20 protein-coding genes and 1 tRNA gene are annotated in these 18,527 nt (G+C 70.4%); 9 read left to right on the top strand and 12 right to left on the bottom strand.

Going from position 1 to position 18,527, the window contains the following annotated elements:
- The first annotated feature begins 9 nt into the window (after positions 1–9).
- From ACFXGN_RS05265 to pknB, 5 genes are all read left to right on the top strand, one after another.
- Entirely contained in the window at positions 10–534 is a 525-nt protein-coding gene (locus ACFXGN_RS05265; protein ID WP_384853679.1) for an FHA domain-containing protein, read from the top strand.
- A gap of 215 nt (positions 535–749) precedes the next feature.
- Positions 750–2,234 carry a Stp1/IreP family PP2C-type Ser/Thr phosphatase gene (locus tag ACFXGN_RS05260; RefSeq protein WP_384853677.1) on the top strand — a complete coding sequence of 495 codons (1,485 nt, stop codon included), beginning with the start codon at positions 750–752 and terminating at the stop codon, positions 2,232–2,234.
- 26 nt (positions 2,235–2,260) lie between these two features.
- Positions 2,261–3,703 carry an FtsW/RodA/SpoVE family cell cycle protein gene (locus ACFXGN_RS05255; RefSeq protein ID WP_384853674.1) on the top strand — a complete coding sequence of 481 codons (1,443 nt, stop codon included), beginning with the start codon at positions 2,261–2,263 and terminating at the stop codon, positions 3,701–3,703.
- On the top strand, positions 3,700–5,166 hold the full coding sequence (locus ACFXGN_RS05250; RefSeq protein WP_384853671.1) for a peptidoglycan D,D-transpeptidase FtsI family protein: 1,467 nt from the start codon (positions 3,700–3,702) through the stop codon (positions 5,164–5,166). Before ACFXGN_RS05255 ends, ACFXGN_RS05250 begins: the two co-directional genes overlap by 4 nt.
- Positions 5,167–5,308: 142 nt before the next feature.
- The gene (gene pknB / locus ACFXGN_RS05245) at positions 5,309–7,348 is read left to right on the top strand and encodes a Stk1 family PASTA domain-containing Ser/Thr kinase (protein ID WP_384853669.1); all 2,040 of its coding nucleotides are present in this window, start codon (positions 5,309–5,311) and stop codon (positions 7,346–7,348) included.
- A 137-nt stretch (positions 7,349–7,485) separates the two neighbouring features.
- Here pknB and ACFXGN_RS05240 read toward each other — a convergent pair whose 3' ends face one another.
- From ACFXGN_RS05240 to ACFXGN_RS05215, 6 genes are all read right to left on the bottom strand, one after another.
- The gene (locus tag ACFXGN_RS05240; protein WP_384853667.1) at positions 7,486–8,160 is read right to left on the bottom strand and encodes a class E sortase; all 675 of its coding nucleotides are present in this window, start codon (positions 8,158–8,160) and stop codon (positions 7,486–7,488) included.
- 40 nt (positions 8,161–8,200) lie between these two features.
- Positions 8,201–9,403: a class E sortase gene (locus ACFXGN_RS05235; RefSeq protein ID WP_384853664.1), complete on the bottom strand. Its 1,203-nt coding sequence runs from the start codon at positions 9,401–9,403 to the stop codon at positions 8,201–8,203.
- Entirely contained in the window at positions 9,400–10,038 is a 639-nt protein-coding gene (locus ACFXGN_RS05230; RefSeq protein ID WP_384853661.1) for an aminodeoxychorismate/anthranilate synthase component II, read from the bottom strand. Before ACFXGN_RS05230 ends, ACFXGN_RS05235 begins: the two co-directional genes overlap by 4 nt.
- Positions 10,035–10,196: a hypothetical protein gene (locus ACFXGN_RS05225; protein WP_351783356.1), complete on the bottom strand. Its 162-nt coding sequence runs from the start codon at positions 10,194–10,196 to the stop codon at positions 10,035–10,037. Before ACFXGN_RS05225 ends, ACFXGN_RS05230 begins: the two co-directional genes overlap by 4 nt.
- 65 nt (positions 10,197–10,261) lie before the next feature.
- A complete protein-coding gene (locus tag ACFXGN_RS05220) occupies positions 10,262–10,948 on the bottom strand; it encodes a class E sortase (protein ID WP_384853658.1) in 687 nt (228 codons plus the stop codon).
- Positions 10,949–11,012: 64 nt separating this feature from the next.
- Positions 11,013–11,780, bottom strand: coding sequence for a DUF881 domain-containing protein (locus ACFXGN_RS05215; protein ID WP_384853656.1), 768 nt, complete (start codon positions 11,778–11,780; stop codon positions 11,013–11,015).
- A 140-nt stretch (positions 11,781–11,920) separates the two neighbouring features.
- Here ACFXGN_RS05215 and crgA point away from each other — a divergent pair, with 140 nt between their 5' ends.
- Entirely contained in the window at positions 11,921–12,175 is a 255-nt protein-coding gene (crgA, locus tag ACFXGN_RS05210; protein ID WP_306329356.1) for a cell division protein CrgA, read from the top strand.
- Between the two features lie 391 nt (positions 12,176–12,566).
- Here the strand turns inward: crgA and ACFXGN_RS05205 are convergent, their stop codons facing one another.
- Positions 12,567–13,451, bottom strand: coding sequence for a rhomboid family intramembrane serine protease (locus ACFXGN_RS05205; RefSeq protein ID WP_384853653.1), 885 nt, complete (start codon positions 13,449–13,451; stop codon positions 12,567–12,569).
- Positions 13,452–13,474: 23 nt separating this feature from the next.
- Positions 13,475–14,002, bottom strand: coding sequence for a peptidylprolyl isomerase (locus tag ACFXGN_RS05200; RefSeq protein WP_384853650.1), 528 nt, complete (start codon positions 14,000–14,002; stop codon positions 13,475–13,477).
- Positions 14,003–14,211: 209 nt separating this feature from the next.
- Here ACFXGN_RS05200 and ACFXGN_RS05195 point away from each other — a divergent pair, with 209 nt between their 5' ends.
- Entirely contained in the window at positions 14,212–14,913 is a 702-nt protein-coding gene (locus ACFXGN_RS05195) for a DUF5324 family protein (protein WP_384853648.1), read from the top strand.
- A gap of 717 nt (positions 14,914–15,630) precedes the next feature.
- Here the strand turns inward: ACFXGN_RS05195 and ACFXGN_RS05190 are convergent.
- The gene (locus tag ACFXGN_RS05190; protein WP_384853645.1) at positions 15,631–16,014 is read right to left on the bottom strand and encodes a DUF6344 domain-containing protein; all 384 of its coding nucleotides are present in this window, start codon (positions 16,012–16,014) and stop codon (positions 15,631–15,633) included.
- A 178-nt stretch (positions 16,015–16,192) separates the two neighbouring features.
- Positions 16,193–16,459, bottom strand: a complete 267-nt coding sequence (locus tag ACFXGN_RS05185) for a GlsB/YeaQ/YmgE family stress response membrane protein (protein WP_384853642.1) — start codon at positions 16,457–16,459, stop codon at positions 16,193–16,195.
- Between the two features lie 205 nt (positions 16,460–16,664).
- Here ACFXGN_RS05185 and ACFXGN_RS05180 point away from each other — a divergent pair, with 205 nt between their 5' ends.
- Positions 16,665–17,030, top strand: coding sequence for a hypothetical protein (locus tag ACFXGN_RS05180; RefSeq protein ID WP_384853639.1), 366 nt, complete (start codon positions 16,665–16,667; stop codon positions 17,028–17,030).
- 132 nt (positions 17,031–17,162) lie between these two features.
- Here ACFXGN_RS05180 and ACFXGN_RS05175 read toward each other — a convergent pair.
- Positions 17,163–17,235: transfer RNA gene (locus ACFXGN_RS05175), tRNA-Ala, on the bottom strand.
- Positions 17,236–17,364: 129 nt separating this feature from the next.
- Here ACFXGN_RS05175 and ACFXGN_RS05170 point away from each other — a divergent pair.
- The gene (locus ACFXGN_RS05170; protein ID WP_351783332.1) at positions 17,365–17,913 is read left to right on the top strand and encodes a DNA-binding protein; all 549 of its coding nucleotides are present in this window, start codon (positions 17,365–17,367) and stop codon (positions 17,911–17,913) included.
- A 477-nt stretch (positions 17,914–18,390) separates the two neighbouring features.
- Here ACFXGN_RS05170 and ACFXGN_RS05165 read toward each other — a convergent pair whose 3' ends face one another.
- A complete protein-coding gene (locus ACFXGN_RS05165; protein WP_003958712.1) occupies positions 18,391–18,525 on the bottom strand; it encodes a DLW-39 family protein in 135 nt (44 codons plus the stop codon).
- Positions 18,526–18,527: the final 2 nt, after the last annotated feature.

The raw sequence follows: 18,527 nt of genomic DNA, 5'->3' as shown, positions 1-18,527 counted from the left end.
GCGGGGGCAATGTCAGAGCTGACCCTGACGGTCATGCGGTTGGGTTTCCTGGCCGTTCTGTGGCTGTTCGTCATCGTGGCCGTCCAGGTCATCCGCAGCGACCTCTTCGGTACGCGGGTCACCCAGCGCGGTTCGCGGCGCCAGGAGGCGCGACCGCAGCAGCAGCAGGCGCGGCAGACCGCCGCGCCACCACAGCAGCGCGGCCAGCAGAGCACGGGCGGCGGGCGGCAGCGCCGTGGCGCCCCGACCAAGCTGGTCGTCTCCGAAGGCACCCTCACCGGCACGACCGTCGCCCTCCAGGGCCAGACGATCACGCTGGGCCGGGCGCACGACTCGACGATCGTCCTCGACGACGACTACGCCTCCAGCAGGCACGCCAGGATCTACCCGGACCGGGACGGCCAGTGGATCGTGGAGGACCTCGGGTCCACCAACGGCACGTATCTCGACCGGAGCCGTCTCACCACCGCGACCCCGATTCCGCTGGGCGCGCCGATCCGCATCGGCAAGACCGTCATCGAGCTGCGGAAGTAGTGCCACATCATGAATAGGCGGCAGCGGAGCGAGCGAGTCGGGACGGGCCCTTCCGGAGGCCGTTCCGCGCTCCTGACCGGAGCGACCGAAACGCCCGGAGCGACCGGAGCGACTGGAGCGACTGGAGCGACCGGCGTGACCGGATCGACCGGAGGGTGGGCAGTGTGGGTCGAGACCGGCTGTACCCCGATGCGGCTTCCACAGGGCAGGTGCGCATGAGTCTGTCCCTGCGATTCGCCGCGGGCTCGCACAAGGGCATGATCCGCGAGGGGAACGAGGACTCGGGCTACGCCGGGCCCCGGCTCCTCGCCATCGCCGACGGCATGGGCGGCCAGGCCGCCGGTGAGGTCGCCTCCTCCGAGGTGATCTCCACGCTCGTCACCCTCGACGACGACGTCCCGGGCTCCGACATCCTCACCTCGCTGGGCACGGCGGTGCAGCGCGCCAACGACCAGCTCCGGATGATGGTCGAGGAGGACCCGCAGCTGGAGGGCATGGGCACCACGCTCACCGCCCTGCTGTGGACCGGTCAGCGGCTCGGTCTGGTGCACGTCGGCGACTCCCGCGCGTATCTCCTGCGCGACGGTCTGCTGACCCAGATCACCCAGGACCACACCTGGGTGCAGCGGCTGGTCGACGAGGGCCGGATCACCGAGGAGGAGGCGACGACCCACCCGCAGCGTTCGCTCCTCATGCGGGCGCTCGGCAGCGGCGACCACGTCGAGCCCGATCTGTCGATCCGCGAGGTCCGGGCCGGCGACCGCTATCTGATCTGCTCGGACGGTCTGTCGGGCGTCGTCTCGCACCAGACCCTCGAGGACACCCTCGCCAGCTACCAGGGTCCGCAGGAGACCGTGCAGGAGCTGATCCAGCTCGCGCTGCGCGGCGGCGGCCCCGACAACATCACGGTGATCGTCGCCGACGTCCTGGACGTCGACGGCGGCGACACCCTCGCCGGCCACCTCAGCGACACCCCGGTCATCGTGGGCGCGGTCGCCGAGAACCAGGCCCAGCTGAACGACGGCGGGGCGATGCAGACCCCGGCGGGCCGCGCCTCCGGGCTGGGCCGCCGGGCCCCGCACCAGCAGCCGCCCGCGGGCGGTTTCGGCCCGCCCGGCAGCGGCGACGGCCACGGCTACGGCGGGATGCCCCCGCAGGGTTCCTTCGAGTCGTACACGGACGACGACTTCGTGAAGCCGCGGACCGGCCGCAAGTGGCTGCTGCGCTCCTTCTACCTCCTCCTCGTGCTGGCGCTCGTCGGCGGCGGTCTCTACGGCGGCTGGCGCTGGACGCAGAAGCAGTACTTCGTCGGGTCCAAGGACCAGCACGTGGCCCTCTACCAGGGCATCAGCCAGGACCTGGCGTGGGTCTCGCTGTCGAAGGTCGAGAAGGACCATCCCGAGATCGAACTCAAGTACCTCCCCGCCTACCAGCGGAAGCAGGTCGAGGACACGATCGCGGGCGGCAGCCTCGGCAAGGCCGAGACGAAGATCTCCGAGCTGGCCCTGCAGGCCTCGGCCTGCAAGAAGGCCGAGCAGCGCCGGGCCGCCGCCGAGAAGACCGCCGACCGGGCCGCCGCCACGCCGAAGCCGGACGCCACCGGCACCCCCGAATCCAAGCCCACCACAGCCGCTCCGTCGCCGGGTCCCTCGCTCACCGCTGAGGAGCAGAAGCTGGCCTCGAACTGCGGCAAGCAGTAAGCACCCGTAGGGGGCCTTTCACCACCATGAGCGTTGTCACCAACACGACCACGATCGGCGCGATCGAGGCACCGAGCCGCCGCAACACCGAGCTGGCGCTGCTCGCGTTCGCCGTCGTCATCCCGGTGTTCGCGTACCTCAACGTGGGCCTGGCGATCGACGGCAGGGTCCCGGCAGGAATGCTCGGGTACGGGCTCGGCCTGGCCCTGCTCGCCGGGGTCGCGCACCTGGTGGTGCGGAAGTGGGCGCCGTACGCGGACCCGCTGCTGCTGCCGCTGGCGACCCTGCTCAACGGCATGGGCCTGGTGCTGATCTGGCGCCTCGACCAGTCGCCTCGGCTGATCGCCACCTCCATGCGCCGGTACGGCACGTTCAGCCCGGACGCCCCCAGTCAGATGATGTACTCGGCGATCGGCATCGCCATGTTCGTCGGCGTGCTGCTGCTCCTGAAGGACCACCGCGTCCTGCAGCGCTACACGTACATCTCGATGGCGGTCTCGCTCGTCCTGCTGCTGCTGCCGCTCGTCCCCGGCCTCGGCACGGACGTCTTCGGCGCCAAGATCTGGATCAACGTCGCCGGGTTCTCGATCCAGCCCGGCGAGTTCGCCAAGCTGGTCCTCGCGGTGTTCTTCTCCGGGTACCTGATGGTGAAGCGGGACGCGCTGGCCCTGGCCAGCCGCCGTTTCATGGGGCTCTACCTGCCGCGCGGCCGTGACCTCGGCCCGATCCTGACGATCTGGGCGGTCAGCCTCCTCATCCTGGTCTTCGAGAACGACCTGGGCACCTCGCTGCTGTTCTTCGGCATGTTCGTGATCATGCTGTACGTGGCGACGGAGCGGACCAGCTGGATCGTCATGGGTCTGCTGATGGCGGCGGGCGGCGCGGTCCTCGTCAGCTCGTTCGCCAGCCACGTGCAGTCCCGCGTGGCCGCCTGGCTCGACCCCTTCGAGTGCCTGAAGACGGCCCCTCCGGACAGCAACATGGCGTACGCCTGTGACCAGATGTCACAGGTGCTGATGTCCTTCGGCTCCGGCGGCATCCTCGGCACCGGTCTCGGCCAGGGCAACTCGGACCTCATCGGCTTCGCCGCGAACTCCGACTTCATCTTCGCCACCGTCGGCGAGGAACTCGGACTCACCGGTGTGATGGTCTTCCTGCTCCTCTACGGGCTGATCATCGAGCGCGGTGTCCGCACCGCCCTCGCCGCCCGCGACCCCTTCGGCAAGCTGCTCGCGATGGGCCTCTCCGGCGCCTTCGCGCTCCAGATCTTCGTCGTCGCGGGCGGTGTGATGGGCCTCATCCCGCTCACCGGCATGACGATGCCGTTCCTCGCGTACGGCGGCTCCTCCGTGATCGCCAACTGGGCCCTGATCGGCATCCTGATCCGGATCAGCGACACCGCACGGCGCCCCGCGCCCGCGCCCGCCCCGTCCCCCGACGCCGAGATGACCCAGGTGGTCCGTCCGTGAACAAGCCGCTGCGCCGGGTCGCGATCTTCTGCGGCCTGCTCGTCCTCGCCCTGCTCCTGCGCGACAACTGGCTCCAGTTCGTCCGCGCCGACGAGCTGAACGCACATCCCAAGAACACCCGGGTCCGGATCGAGCGCTACGCGAACGAGCGCGGCAACATCGTCGTCGACGGCAAGCCGATCACCGGCTCCGTGGACTCCAAGGACCCGTACTACAGGTTCAAGCGCACCTACGCCGACGGCCCGATGTGGGCCCCGGTCACCGGCTACGCCTCGCAGGCGTACGACGCCAACCAGATCGAGAAGATCGAGGACGGCATCCTCACCGGCAACGACGACCGGCTCTTCTTCGACCGCACCCTCGCCATGTTCACCGGCGAGAAGAAGAAGGGCGGCGACGTCGTCACCACCCTGAACAGTGCCGCGCAGAAGGCCGCCTTCGAGGGACTCGGCAAGAAGACCGGCGCCGTCGTCGCCATCGACCCGAAGACCGGCAAGATCCTCGCGATGGCGTCCACCCCCTCGTACGACCCCACCGCCTTCGCCGGCTACTCCGGCAAGGACGAGAAGGCGTGGGTGGCGCTGGAGAAGGACAAGAACAAGCCGAAGCTGAACCGGGCGATCCGCGAGGTCTACCCGCCCGGTTCCGTCTTCAAGGTCGTCACCGCCGCCGCCGCCCTGGAGAACGGCGAGGTCACCAACATCGACGCGCCGACCGACACGCCCGACGGCTGGAAGCTCCCCCTCTCCAAGGTGGAGATGGTCAACCACTCCGGGGGCTGCGCCAACGCCAGCCTCAACCGGGCCCTCGAAGTCTCCTGCAACTCGGTCTTCGCCAAGCTCGGCGACGACGTCGGCCGCGACAAGATGGTGGAGACGGCCGAGAAGTTCGGCTTCAACGCCGAGCAGTTCACCCCGGTCCGCTCCTCCTCCTCGGTCTACGACAAGAAGGCCGACCGCGGCGGCAACGCGCTCTCCTCGATCGGCCAGTTCAACACCGCGACCACCCCGCTCCAGATGGCGATGGTCACGGCGGCCATCGCCAACGACGGCAAGCTGATGCAGCCGTACATGATCGACCAGCTGCGCGCCCCGAACCTCGACGTCATCAAGCAGACCGAGCCCAAGGAGATGAGCCGGCCGGTCTCCCCGCAGAACGCCCAGCTGCTCCAGCGGATGATGGAGAACGTCGTCACCAAGGGCACCGGCGGCAACGCCGACCTGAAGATGGACGGTGTGAAGGTCGGCGGCAAGACGGGTACGGCCCAGCACGGCGAGAAGAACGCGGAGCGCCCGTACGCCTGGTTCATCTCCTACGCGAAGACCGCCGAGGGCTCCCCCGTCGCGGTCGCCGTCATCGTCGAGGACTCGGCGGGCACGAGCCGCGAGGACATCAGCGGTGGCGGTCTCGCGGCCCCGATCGCGAAGGCCGTCATGAAGGCGGTCCTGAAGACCCGGGGCTGATCGCGCGCATGTACCGGTCGGGTATCAGGTACCGGTCCCCGGCGGAAGGCCCGCCCGGGGCCGGTAGCGTATGCGCGAACAGCACACACCGCCGGACCACCCCAGGGTGCGGTCGGGACAGACGGAGAGGGCTGGATTAGCTATGGAAGAGCCGCGTCGCCTCGGCGGCCGGTACGAGCTGGGCTCGGTGCTCGGCCGCGGTGGCATGGCCGAGGTCTACCTCGGTCAGGACACCCGGCTCGGCCGCACCGTCGCCGTGAAGACGCTGCGGGCCGACCTGGCCCGCGATCCGTCCTTCCAGGCCCGGTTCCGCCGTGAGGCACAGTCCGCCGCCTCGCTGAACCATCCGGCGATCGTCGCGGTCTACGACACCGGCGAGGACTACGTCGACGGGGTCTCCATCCCGTACATCGTGATGGAGTACGTCGACGGGTCGACCCTGCGCGAGCTGCTGCACTCCGGGCGGAAGCTGCTGCCCGAGCGCACCCTCGAAATGACGGTCGGCATCCTCCAGGCCCTGGAGTACTCGCACCGCGCGGGCATCGTGCACCGTGACATCAAACCGGCGAACGTCATGCTGACGCGCACCGGCCAGGTCAAGGTCATGGACTTCGGCATCGCGCGCGCCATGGGCGACGCGGGCATGACGATGACGCAGACCGCCGCGGTGATCGGCACCGCCCAGTACCTCTCCCCCGAGCAGGCCAAGGGCGAGCAGGTCGACGCCCGCTCCGACCTGTACTCCGCGGGCTGTCTGCTCTACGAGCTGCTCAGCGTCCGGCCCCCGTTCATCGGCGACTCCCCGGTCGCGGTCGCGTACCAGCACGTCCGCGAGGAGCCGCAGCCGCCGAGCAACTTCGACCCCGAGATCACGCCCGAGATGGACGCCATCGTCCTCAAGGCGCTGGTCAAGGACCCCGACTACCGGTACCAGTCCGCCGACGAGATGCGCGCGGACATCGAGGCGTGCCTCGACGGGCAGCCGGTCGCGGCGGCCGCCGCGATGGGCATGGGGATGGGCATGGCGGGCACGCCCCCGTACGGCGGGGGCTACGGCGGCTACCCGCCGGAGGACCAGCCGACGACGGCGCTGCGCCAGGCCGACCCGGCGGGCCAGACGTCGATGATGCCCCCGATCGGCCCGGACGACGGCGGTTACGGGGGCTACGGCGGTTACGACGACCGTCCGGACCGGCGCCGGGGCGGCCCGAAGAAGTCCAGCGCGTCGACGATCTTCCTGGCGCTCGCGGGTGTCCTGGTGCTGGTCGGCGCGATCTTCATCGGCGTCTCCCTGTTCAACAACAACGACCGCCCCCAGCAGCTCACCGTGCCGCAGTTCGTCGGCCAGACCCTCGCGCAGGCGAAGTCGACCGAGGAGAACGCCAAGGTGAAGGTCGTCGAGGCCGGCACCGAGCGCTGCGACCAGCCCAAGGGCGCCATCTGCCGGCAGAACCCGGCCGCGGACGGCACCGCGAAGATGGACGTCGGCGGCACGATCCAGGTGTACGTCTCCGAGGGCGCGCCCCTCCTGGAGGTCCCGGACGTCGTCGAGCAGTCGCAGGCGCGGGCCGAGGAGTCGCTGAAGGCCAAGGGCTTCAAGGTGAAGGTCGAGCAGGAGGAGTCCGACGAGGAACCCGGCTCGGTCCTGCGCCAGAACCCCGACGGCGGCACCAAGGCGGAGAAGAACTCCGAGGTGACGATCACCGTCTCGAAGCAGAAGCAGAAGACGGTCCCGCTGGTGGTCGGCAACCCGCTGGCGCAGGCGGAGCAGCAGCTCAAGGGGCTGGGCTTCACCGTGGTCACGGAGTACGTCGACAACGACAAGCCCAAGGACGAGGTCCTGAGCCAGTCCCCGGAGGGGAACACGCCCGCGGCCCAGAACTCCGAGGTCAAGCTCCGGGTCTCGAAGGGGCCGCAGCAGACGCAGGTCCAGATCCCCGGTGACATCGGCGGCAAGAAGTTCAAGGACGTCAAGCAGCAGTTGGAGGGCCTGGGTCTGGTCGTCCAGCAGCAGGGTTCGACCGACGAGAACGCCACGGTGATCAACTCGCTGCCGGGTGCGGGGCAGATGGCCAACACCGGTGACACGGTGACCGTGTTCACCATCGGTGGGAACGGCAACGGGAACGGCGGCGACAGCGGCAACGGGGACAACCCCGGTGACGGCGGCTGGTTCGGCTGACGCCCGCGAGCGTGACGGCGTGACATGAGGAAGGGCCCCGGTATCCGTCAGGACGCCGGGGCCCTTCCTCATGCCCTGCCCGATGCCCTGCCCTGATGTCCTGCCCTGATGTCCTGCCCGATGACCCGCTGATCAGGTCAGCGGAGTTCGGCCGGAGGGGTGCGGTCGCGGTCGACCTTCTCCGTGCGCTCCAGCTCGCCCCAGACGATGTACCGGTAGTCGGAGGTGTACATCGGGGTGCAGGTGGTGAGCGTGATGTACCGGCCGGGCTTGGTCTTCCCGGACTCGCGGGGCACCGGCTGGAGGACGTCCACGTTGTACTTCGTGGTCTCCGGCAGGGTCTTGTAGACCTTGTAGACGAACCAGGTGTCCCTGGTCTCGAACACGATCGGGTCGCCGTTCTTCAACTTGTGGATGTTGTGGAACTTGGCGCCGTGTCCGTCGCGGTGGGCGGCGAGCGTGAAGTTGCCCCGCTCGTCCTGCGGGAGCGCGGACTTGACGGGATCGGTGTAGTACCCGGCGACGCCGTGGTTGAGGACGTCGCTGCCGGTGCCCCGCTTGACCAGGACCTCGCCGTTCTTCATGGCGGGCACATGGAGGAAGCCGATGCCGTCCTTGGTGTCGAGCGCCCCGGGTCCGTCGGCCCAGCTGTCGCGGACCTGGGCGCCGTCCTGGTCGGCGGCGCGGTCGGCGAGGACGTTGGTCCACCACAGGGAGTAGACGACGAAGAGGCCGAGCACCAGGCCCGCCGTGATGAGGAGTTCGCCGAAGACGCTGATGATCCCGGCGATCCGGTTGCGCACGCGTGCCACTAGGTCGTCCTGTCGTCCCGTACGGAGGAGGTGTGCGGTCTCAGCCTACGAGCGCCGGGGGCTTGCCCTTGCTCCGCGGGCGCTCCTCGACCAGCTTGCCCCACACGATCATCCGGTACGTGCTGGTGAACTCGGGGGTGCAGGTGGTCAGCGTGATGTACCGGCCGGGCCCGGTGAAGCCGGAGGCCTTCGGCACGGGGTCGATGACGGCGACGTTCGAGGGCGAGGTCTGCGGGAGGATGCTCGCCATCTCGTAGGTGTAGTACGTGTTCCGGGTCTCGACGACGATGGGGTCGCCGGGCTCCAGCCGGTTGATGTACCGGAAGGGTTCGCCGTGGGTGTTGCGGTGGCCCGCGACGGCGAAGTTGCCCTGCTTGTCGGAGGGCATGGCCGTCTTGAGGCCGCCCTCGCCGTAGTGGCCGACCATGCCCTTGTCGAGGACCTTGGCCTTGTCGATGCCCTCGGCGACGGGGACGACGACGTCCAGCTTGGGGATGTACATGATGGCGAAGCCCTGGCCGGGTTCGAAGGCGTCCGGTTCGGCGGCCCCTTCGCCGCCCCTGGACCAGGTGTCCTCGATCTGCTCCTTGGCCCGGTCGGTCTCCTGCCCGGCGAGGACGTTGGTCCACCACAGCTGGTAGGTGACGAAGAGCAGCATGACGACGCCGAAGGTGATGAAGAGTTCGCCGACGACCCGGCTGGCGACGACGCCGACGCTCTCCTTGGCGGCGCGGGCGGCGCGGCGGGCCTCGACGCGGGAGAGGGGCCGACCGGGGGCGGCGGCGGCCGGAGCCCCGGCCGGGGGGCGGGTCTCGGCGGGACCGGCCTTGCGGTTCCTGGCGCGGCCTCCCTTGGCGGCCCTGCGCCGCTCGGCACGGCCGGGCCCGGGAAGGGGCTCCACGGCCCGCAGGGGCGCCGTGGCGTCGAGCGGGACCCGGGAGGGCTCGGGCGCCTCGGGCACCTCGTACGGGGGCGTGTAGGGCTCCTCGTAGGGGTTCCCGTAGGGGGCCTCGGGTGCGGGCGCTTCTCCGTGGCCCCGCGCGGGCAGGACGCCGTAGCCCTGGGGGGGCGCTTCCCCGTATCCCCGCGGGGGGGCTTCGCCGTAGCCGCGCGGGGGTGTGTGGGCGTGGTCCGGTGCGGGATTCCGCCCGTAGCCGGGTGCGGGTGACCCGTAGGGGTCCGGGGGTATCGGCTCGGGGCCGGGCTCGTCCGGCGCCCGGAACCACGGAGAGCCCGTCGTCACGCGACGGCCTTGCCCACCACCGGCGCGAGCCCCGCCGACCGCTCGACCGCCCCCGTGTCGCCGCACTGTTCCAGCCAGTTCGCCAGCATCAGGTGCCCGTGCTCGGTGAGGACGGACTCCGGGTGGAACTGGACTCCCTCGACGGCCAGTTCGCGGTGGCGGAGGCCCATGATGATGCCGTCCTCGGTGCGCGCGGTGACTTCGAGCTCGGCGGGGAGGGCGGTGGGTTCGGCGGCCAGTGAGTGGTAGCGGGTCGCGGTGAACGGCGACGGCAACCCGGTGAAGACGCCCCGGCCCTCGTGGACGACGGGGGAGGTCTTGCCGTGCAGCAGCTCGGGCGCCCGGTCGACGACCCCGCCGTACGCGACGGCCATCGACTGCATCCCGAGGCAGACGCCGAAGACGGGCACCCCGGTGTCCGCGCAGTGCCGGACCATGTCGACGCAGATGCCGGCCTGTTCGGGCGCGCCGGGTCCCGGCGAGAGCAGGACGCCGTCGAAGCCGTCCTGGGCGTGGCTCAGGCCGACCTCGTCGTTGCGCAGGACCTCGCACTCGGCACCGAGCTGGTACAGGTACTGGACGAGGTTGAAGACGAAGCTGTCGTAGTTGTCGACGACGAGAATGCGCGCGTTCACTGGCCGTCCACCGTCACATCGTTGAACGGAAGCAGGGGCTCCGCCCAGGGGAACACGTACTGGAAGAGGGCGTAGACGATCGCGAGGACCAGCACGACCGAGAGCAGCGCCCGCACCCACGCGTTGCCCGGCAGATGCCGCCAGATCCAGCCGTACATGACGTCGACCGCCCCTTCCGTTCGTTACGGGCACCAGAGTACGGGGCGAGGGGGCCGCAGGGGGGTCAGCTGTCCAAAGCCCTCGGAAGACCGTCGGCGACCGGGCGGGTGGCGTCGAGGTGGGCCCAGACGACGAGCCGGTGGCTGCTGCCCCACTCGGGGTCGCAGGTGGTGAGGGTGAGGTAGCGGCCGGGGCCCCGGTGTCCCGACTTCCGGGGCACGGGGTCGACGACGCCGACGTCGGTGGGGACGGTCCGGTAGGGGCCCCGGTCGATCCGGTACGTGAACCAGGTCGTCCCGTCGGTGAGGACCACCGCGTCGCCGGGGCGCAGCCGGGGGAAGTCCTTGAAGGGGTCCCCGTGGGTGCGGCGGTGTCCGGCGACGGCGAAGTTGCCGGTCGCGCCGAGGCGGGCGGTGGCCGCGTAGTGGCCGAGGCCCTTGCGCAGGACGTCCGGGCCGGTGCCTTCGAGGACGGGCCACTTCCAGTCCGCGCCGAGCCGGGGCACGTACATGACGGCGAGGCCCTTGCCGGGGGCGTAGGGGGGTGGCTGCGCGGCGGGGGACGGTCTCCCGGGGGCGGCGGGAGCGGTCGCGGGGGCGGCGGCCCACTGGCGCTGGAGGGTGTCGATCTGCTCGCCGCCCGCGCCCCGGGCCTGGACGCCGGTCCAGTACAGGACGTACACGACGAAGAGGACGATCAGGGTGCCGACGGTGAGGCACAGCTCGCTGAAGGTCCGTACGACGAGCCGCACGCGCCCTCCCGCTCTTCCCGCCCGCACCGCACCGCGCCGCACAGGGCCGGGGGCGGGTCGTGGGTCAGCTCACCGGCTCGGCCTGGTGGAGGTCCACTGTGCCCGAGTAGCCGGGCAGAGTCATCGCCTTGTGCTCGTCGACTTTCCAGCCGAGCCCGTAGGCCTTCACGTACAGCTTGTACTTCTTGATCGCCTCGGACTCGGTGAGCGCCTCGCTCAGCTTCCCCCGGTTCCCGACGGCGGTGATCTTGTACGGGGGCGAGTAGACGCGGCCCTGGAGGATCAGGGTGTTGCCGACGCAGCGGACGGCGCTGGTGGAGATGAGCCGCTGGTCCATGACCCGGATGCCCTCGGCGCCGCCCTGCCACAGGGCGTTGACGACGGCCTGGAGGTCCTGCTGGTGGATGACGAGGTCGTTGGCCTGCGGTTCGGGGTAGCCGGGGGCGGCCTGGGCGTTCGGCGGGGCGTCGTCGAGGGTGACGGTGAGGCCGGAGCCGGAGATCTCGGTGGTGCCCGCGTCCGCCTCCAGGGCGGCGAGCTTCTCGTCCTCGGCGCGGGTCGAGCCGTCGTCGCGGGCGGCGAGGGAGTCGACCTCGGCGCGCAGGGCGGCGGCGGTCTCGTCGAGGCCCTCGTTCTTGTGGCTGCGTTCCTCGATCAGGTCGGAGAGGCGCAGCAGCGAGGCGTCGGTGCGGATGTTGGTGCCCTTGGCGGTGTTGAAGCTGGTGACGAAGATCAGTCCGGCGAGGGCGAAAACGGCGAGGGTGAGGGCCCGGACGGGCCGCCATCGGGCGGTGCGGCCGGGTCCTTCGGGAGTACCGATGGAATTGCTCAACGTACCCTGATCCCCTTCGGTGCCGCGGAACCACTACGCTAACGGACGCCTGGGGGACGCAGACGTCCTCCTTCGTCACATCCCGGCGCCAGCCACAGTTCCCTGCGCGGTCACGCAGCGCATCGACAGGAGAGTCCCTCGTGCCGAAGTCACGTATCCGCAAGAAGGCCGACTTCACGCCTCCGCCCGCGAAGCAGGCGACCAACATCAAGCTGACGAACCGCAGCTGGGTGGCGCCGGTGATGCTGGCGCTGTTCGCCATCGGTCTGGTGTGGATCGTGGTCTTCTACGTCACCGACGGTTCGATGCCGATCGAGTCGATCCGGAACTGGAACATCGTGGTGGGCTTCGGCTTCATCGCGGCCGGGTTCGGCGTCTCCACCCAGTGGAAGTAGCGGGCCCGCCCCGCCGTCGTACGGCACCGCGCCCTCGTCGTACGGCATCGCACCCCCGTACGGCACCGGTCCGCCCGAGCGGTGCCGTACGGGGGGACGACGACCGGACCGCTCCGACGGCCGCTCGTCAAGTTCTCCCCTGAGCTTATCCACAGCGTTGTGCACAGCACTGGATAACTTCAGAAGATCTGTGGATAACTCGCGCCAAGTTGACGCCGGTATGACCGGAATCACCCTCGCTCGAACGAGTGACGCCCCTCGCCTCCCCGGGAAAACCCCAGGTCAGAGGCGAGGGGCGCTGCGTTTCCCCACCCAGCGGGGACAACCCGCCACGCACTGTGGATAACTCTGGGGAAAGCTCGTCGAAAAGCTCATCCAGAGCCCTCCGCACTCAGGTGAGCGCCGCCGAACGGGCCAGCACGATCCCCAGGTCGATCAGCAGGACCAGGCCGCAGGCCCCGTACTGCACGAGGTCACGGCGGGCCCGGGGCGCGTGCACGAGGGCGTACGTCACCAGGAGGCCCGCGACCAGACCACCGACGTGCGCCTCCCAGGAGATCCCCGGACGGGTGAAAGTCACGAGGAGCGAGAGCGCCACGAAGAGGATCACCGGACGCATGTCGTGCCGACGCCTGCGGGCCAGCACCACCCAGGCGCCGATGAGCCCGTAGACGACGCCGGAGGCACCGAGCGACGGCTGGTTGGGCGCGGCGACGAGATAGGCGAGCGCCGAGCCGGAGAGCCCGGAGAGCAGGCACAGCGCGGCGAACCGGACCCGGCCCAGTTCGGGCTCGACGATCCCGCCGATCACCCACAGGCCCATCACGTTGAAGAGGATGTGCCAGACCTCCTGGTGGAGGAAGGCCGAGGTGAGCAGCCGGTACCACTCGCCGTCCGCGACCCCGACGACCTCGCCGAGGAACGGGTTGTACGCGTGCCCGATGAGCACCAGCCGGTCCACCAGCCGGTCGCCGAAGACGAGGACCGCGAGGTAGACGGCGAGGTTGATCCCGATGAGGATCTTGGTGACGAACCGTCCGTCGCCCTCGATCCGGCCGCCCGCGAGCGTCCTCGGGCGGTTGGCGTCGGCGGAGTGGCCGGTACCGGAGCCGCCGCGCACGCAGTCGGGGCACTGGAAGCCGACGGCGGCGGAGACCATGCACGCGGTGCAGATCGGCTTGTCGCAGCGGGTGCAGCGGATGCCGGTCTCGGCCTCCGGGTGGCGGTAGCAGCGCGCCGGACCGGCCTGCGGGTCCGTGGAGGGCTTCGGATCCATACGGGGTTCCCGTCCCTTCCGGCTCAGCGCTTCTCGATCACCACGGTGTCGACGACCACGTCCTGGAGCGGGCGCTCGGTGTGCGGGTCGGTCGGCAGGGCCACGACGGCGTCGACGACCTTGCGGCTCTCCTTGTCCACGACCTCGCCGAAGATGGTGTGCTTGCGGTTCAGCCAGGTCGCGGGGGCGACGGTGACGAAGAACTGCGAGCCGTTGGTGCCCGGTCCCGCGTTGGCCATGGCCAGCAGATAGGGCCGGTCGAAGAACAGCTCCGGGTGGAACTCGTCGGCGAAGGAGTACCCCGGGTCGCCGGTGCCGTCACCGAGCGGGTCGCCGCCCTGGATCATGAACCCCTCGATGACCCGGTGGAAGACCGTGCCGTCGTACAGCGGGTCGGAGGAGACCTTGCCGGTCGCGGGGTGGGTCCACTCGCGCTCGCCGGAGGCGAGTTCGACGAAGTTCCGGACGGTCTTCGGGGCGTGGAACGGCATCAGCCGGACCTCGATGTCCCCCTGGCTGGTCTTGATGATCGCGTACAGCTGCTCGGCCACGGTCGCCTTCCGTCCACGTCGTGTCGTGTTCTGCCACGGCCGGGCCGTGTCATGTCACGCCTGTCTCTGGCGTGTCCGATCCTCGCATGACCCGGATGCCCGCCCCACATGCCGGACCTCGCTCCGGCGGGCATGATTCCGAAAAGGATGGAAAGGTGAAAAACCGACATCGCCAGCGGGCGACATCACCACCGAGGAGGAGGAATCCCGTGACCCGCATGGACAGCGTGCGCGCCGCCACAGGTTCGGCGAAGGAGAACGTTCTGCACGCCGCGGAAGTGGTGGCGCCGTACGCAGGCACGGCGAAGGACCAGGCCGCGCACTACGCGCACGAAGCGCGCGTGCTGCTCGCGCCGAAGGTCTCGAAGGCCGCGTGCGTGGCCCGGGAGCAGGCTCGTGCGCGGTACGACGCGTACGTCGCACCGCATGTACCGCCGCGGGTCGACGCGGCCGCACACCGTGCGGCGGTCAAGACCCGCCTGGCCGCGCGACAGGCGGCCGACTACACCGTTCCCCGCGTCGAGCACGCGGTCGCCGCGACCGGTCCCGTCCTGGAGGAGGCCGGGTCGCGTTCCACCGCCGCCTGGGCCGCGCTGCGCGGTCAGGTGACGCCGGGGGACGTCCAGAGGATCGTACGGAAACACGAGCGCCGGGCCAGGGCCGGACGCCTCACCAAGAGCCTGGTGGTCCTGGGGCTCCTGGTCGGCGGCGCGTTCGCCGCCTGGAAGTGCTGGGACAAGCAGGCCAACCCCGACTGGCTGGTCGAACCGCCCGCTCCCACCGAGGTGGACGAGGGCACCGTCCTGTCGTCGGTGGACGGCAAGGTGGCTTCCCTCGACCCGGAGGCGGAGACCGGGGCGGATGCCGTCGCCGCGGCCGAAGAGGCCGACGAACACGACGAGCGCCGCTGAGGCCGACGCATCTCACGGGGCTTGCGGATCTGGCAGGGCACAGGGATCTGACGGAGCTTGTGGGTCTGGCTGGACCGGTGGGACTGGTGGGTCTGGGCTGATGGGACTGATGGGTCTGGTGGCTCCGGCTGGACCTGTGGGTCCGGCTGGACTGGTGGGTCCGGCTGGACTGGTGGGTCCGGCTCGGTCCGTAGGTCCGGGGCGACTTGTCAGCTCCGGCCGAGGCCGTGGAGCTTGTGGTTCTGTGGGTCTACTCGTGGGCCTATGAGGCTAGTTGTGCCTGTGGGGCTTGTGGGGCTGAGAAGCCTTGCGTGACGGAGAAGCCTTGCGGGGCCGGAGAGTCCTGCTGGGGTCCCGGAGCCACAGGGCTTCCGGACCTCGCGGACCTCGCGGCACTGACGGGTCCTGTCGCCGGGCGGAGAGAACCTGCCTGGCTCGCCGGTCCTGCGGTTCCACGGGTCCTGCCGAGCCACGGGTCCCACAGGGCCGCGGAACTACAGGTCCTACAAGTCCTACAGGTCCTACGGGCCCCCGCGACCATGAGGTGCGCGGAGCGACGTACCCGGGGAAGCGGCCGGAGTGCCGTACCGGCTGCCCGTGGACGTACCGGGGTGCGTGACGTGTGGAGGGAGCGGGACGTACGGGGAGACGTGCCGTGCGGAGCGACCGTGCGGCCGGGACGCGCGGAAGGACGCGCGCGATCGTGGTCACCGGGCCCTACGCGGCGGCGAGCGCCAGCTCGGTCAGCGCGGCGGGCTCGTCGCTCACGGCCGGGGCACCGGCCGACGAGCGGTGCCGCGCGGCGGGCGAGGACCCGTGGGCCTCGGCGGCGATGCGCTGCTTGAGCGTGGGCGGCAGGGAGCGGTCCCCGGCGAGCGTCCACCGGTGCGTCCGCTGCGCCGGTACGGAGACCTCCGCCCGCCCGCCCGGCGCGGCGGCGACGGTGGCGACGCGGACCGGGGCGGTGACCGGCTCCTCGGGCTGGTGGACGGCCTGCGGCTGGCCGGCCGCGGCGGTGCCCGCCAGACCGACGGAGGAGAGCAGGGCGAAGAGGACGGAGAGGAAGGCGGTCCAGAACTGCTTGACCTTGGCGGTGGCCATGGCCCCTCACTTTCGTGATGTTCTCGGATGGTTCATTTCGGGTTGCGCGCTTTACGTACTTTTCTCATGATGGGGATGCGCTCCCGATGTGCACGGACCGTGGCCGCCGCCGCGCAGTTCTTCCGATGAACACCACCCGTCCGGACCAGTGGGCCGGAACCCACGGGCCCCGGCGCGGTCAGTTCCGGGAGTTGCCGAACAGGATCCGGTAGCCGATCAGCAGCACCAGGGCGCCGCCGATGGCCGCGCCCCAGGTGGCGGGGTCGTAGAACTCGTTCTGTATCGGGCGGTCCAGGAAGGTCGCGGAGAGCCAGCCGCCGAGGAAGGACCCGGCGACGCCGATGAGGGTGGTGCCGATGAGGCCCCCCGGATCACGTCCGGGCAGGAGGAACTTCGCCACGGCTCCGGCCAGGAGGCCGAGAACGATCCAGCTGATGATGCCCATGGGTGAGCTGCCTTCCGGTGGGGCGTGAGTGGACGGGACCGGGTGCGGGTGAGCACCGGCCCTCGACGCCGACCTGCCCCCGGCCCCCCGCGCGAAACCTTCCGTCGCGCCCTCTCGTACGGCTCGCGAAACCCTCCGTCGCACCCTCTCGTACGGCCGGGGAGCCGTCCTATTCTGAGGAGAGACGACGGGGGAAGGGGAGCGGATGAACTGGGTCTGGTTGGTTCTCATCCTGTTCTGGACGGGGGGCTTCGCATGGGCGGCGGACAACGTCCGCACCGCGCTGCGCCATCGCCACGAGCGCAGGATGGAGGTCCTGGAGGCGGCGAAACAGGAGCGTCTGGCGCTGGACGCCACCCACCGCACGCCCGAACCGGTCTGCGGATGCACCCACCACCTGGCCAAGCACGACAAGCAGGGCCGGTGTCACGAGCGGGTCGAGGTGCCGACGGCCTGGGACGAGCACCGCAAGCCCGTGCGGTACGAGGCCGGGCCGTGCAACTGCCAGCAGTACATCGGCCCGCAGCCGCTGTCCCAGGTGTACGCGGAGGAACTGACGGACCGCGCCTGAGCACCCGGCCGGACCCGGCGGACCGGGCGGACCAGTGGTGCCCGCCGCCGACGGCCGCGAGCACCACCGGCGAGAAGACCGAAAAGACCCCTCCGGCCCGTGGAGAACACGGGCCGGAGGGGTCTCGTCACGTGGAGCCTAGGGGAGTCGAACCCCTGACATCTGCCATGCAAAGACAGCGCTCTACCAACTGAGCTAAGGCCCCGGAACGAGGACAGCGTACCGGGTCACCCCCCATGTCCGGCAAAAGGATAGGACTCCCGGTCCACGACCACGCTCCGTAAGATGCTGAGCGAGGTTCGCGGTGGCGAACCGCAGGGATGGGGAGTAAGTCATGGACGCAGCGCAGCAGGAAGCCACGGCCAGAGCCAGAGAGCTTCAGCGCAGTTGGTACGGGGAGCCGTTGGGGGCGCTCTTCCGTCGGCTGATCGACGACCTCGGGCTCAATCAGGCCAGGCTCGCGGCCGTCCTCGGACTCTCCGCGCCCATGCTGTCCCAGCTGATGAGCGGCCAGCGGGCCAAGATCGGCAACCCGGCCGTCGTCCAGCGCGTCCAGGCCCTCCAGGAGCTCGCCGTCCAGGTCGCCGACGGCAGCGTCAGCGCCGCCGAGGCCGCCGACCGGATGGACGAGGTCAAGAAGTCGCAGGGCGGTTCCGTCCTCACCGGCGCCACCCAGCCCACCAACGGCTCCGGCGCGCCGACCGTGCGCCGGGTGGTCCGCGAGATCCAGTCGCTGCTGCGCTCCGTAGCGGCGGCGGGCGACATCATCGACGCCGCCGACTCCCTCGCCCCGGCCCACCCGGAACTGGCGGAGTTCCTCCGGGTGTACGGCGCGGGTCGCACGGCGGACGCCGTCGCCCACTACGAGTCGCACCAGAACTAGACCGTCCGGCGGCACCACCGGCGGACGACACGACACCGGCGGGTCCGCGACGGGGAACGGGCGGGGCGCGACGGGCGGGGGAGCCACCGGCGACGAGGTCCTGTGCACCAGGAACCTCGTCGCCGGTGGCTCCCCGCGCACGCTGTCCGCGACCAACTGAGGCCGCCGCCCCCGGGTTTCCGCCCGGAGAGCCCCAAGAGTCCGGAGGGCCCCAAGGGCCTCGGAGCCCGGAGGGCCCCGAGAGCCTCACAGCTGCCACGACAGCGCCCTCTGCCACTCCCGGCAGCTCCCACGGCCTCCGAGGGCCCCAACAGCCCCTGTGGGCCCCGCGCGCCCCCCGGCTCCCGTGGGGCCCCGCACGCCCCGTACGACGATCCGCCTCGGCGCTTCACACGGGCAAGGAAAAAACGCTCAGACAGAGCGAAGCCCCGGCCCGCTCACGCGCGGCCGGGGCTTCACCCACAGACGTTCTTCGACTCAGACACCGGAACCTGCGGGCACGGAGTCGGTCGCCTCCGTCCACAGGTCCTGCTCGGCGCGATCCGCCTGGATCTGGCGGTACACGAGGAGCCCGCCGATGGCGGCCAGTGCGACCAGGAGAAGCTTCTTCACCG

The organism is Streptomyces sp. NPDC059247, from assembly GCF_042754005.1.
Classification (GTDB): domain Bacteria; phylum Actinomycetota; class Actinomycetes; order Streptomycetales; family Streptomycetaceae; genus Streptomyces.
This window is presented reverse-complemented; position numbering and strand designations above follow the sequence as displayed.

What these genes read in the sequence shown, in the direction of transcription:
- ACFXGN_RS05265 (WP_384853679.1), top strand. Translation starts at nt 10, where the DNA reads ATGTCAGAGCTGACCCTGACGGTCATGCGGTTGGGTTTCCTGGCCGTT.
- ACFXGN_RS05260 (WP_384853677.1), top strand. Translation starts at nt 750, where the DNA reads ATGAGTCTGTCCCTGCGATTCGCCGCGGGCTCGCACAAGGGCATGATC.
- ACFXGN_RS05255 (WP_384853674.1), top strand. Translation starts at nt 2,261, where the DNA reads ATGAGCGTTGTCACCAACACGACCACGATCGGCGCGATCGAGGCACCG.
- pknB (WP_384853669.1), top strand. Translation starts at nt 5,309, where the DNA reads ATGGAAGAGCCGCGTCGCCTCGGCGGCCGGTACGAGCTGGGCTCGGTG.
- ACFXGN_RS05225 (WP_351783356.1), bottom strand. Translation starts at nt 10,196, where the DNA reads ATGTACGGCTGGATCTGGCGGCATCTGCCGGGCAACGCGTGGGTGCGG.
- ACFXGN_RS05205 (WP_384853653.1), bottom strand. Translation starts at nt 13,451, where the DNA reads ATGGATCCGAAGCCCTCCACGGACCCGCAGGCCGGTCCGGCGCGCTGC.
- ACFXGN_RS05190 (WP_384853645.1), bottom strand. Translation starts at nt 16,014, where the DNA reads ATGGCCACCGCCAAGGTCAAGCAGTTCTGGACCGCCTTCCTCTCCGTC.
- ACFXGN_RS05185 (WP_384853642.1), bottom strand. Translation starts at nt 16,459, where the DNA reads ATGGGCATCATCAGCTGGATCGTTCTCGGCCTCCTGGCCGGAGCCGTG.
- ACFXGN_RS05180 (WP_384853639.1), top strand. Translation starts at nt 16,665, where the DNA reads ATGAACTGGGTCTGGTTGGTTCTCATCCTGTTCTGGACGGGGGGCTTC.
- ACFXGN_RS05170 (WP_351783332.1), top strand. Translation starts at nt 17,365, where the DNA reads ATGGACGCAGCGCAGCAGGAAGCCACGGCCAGAGCCAGAGAGCTTCAG.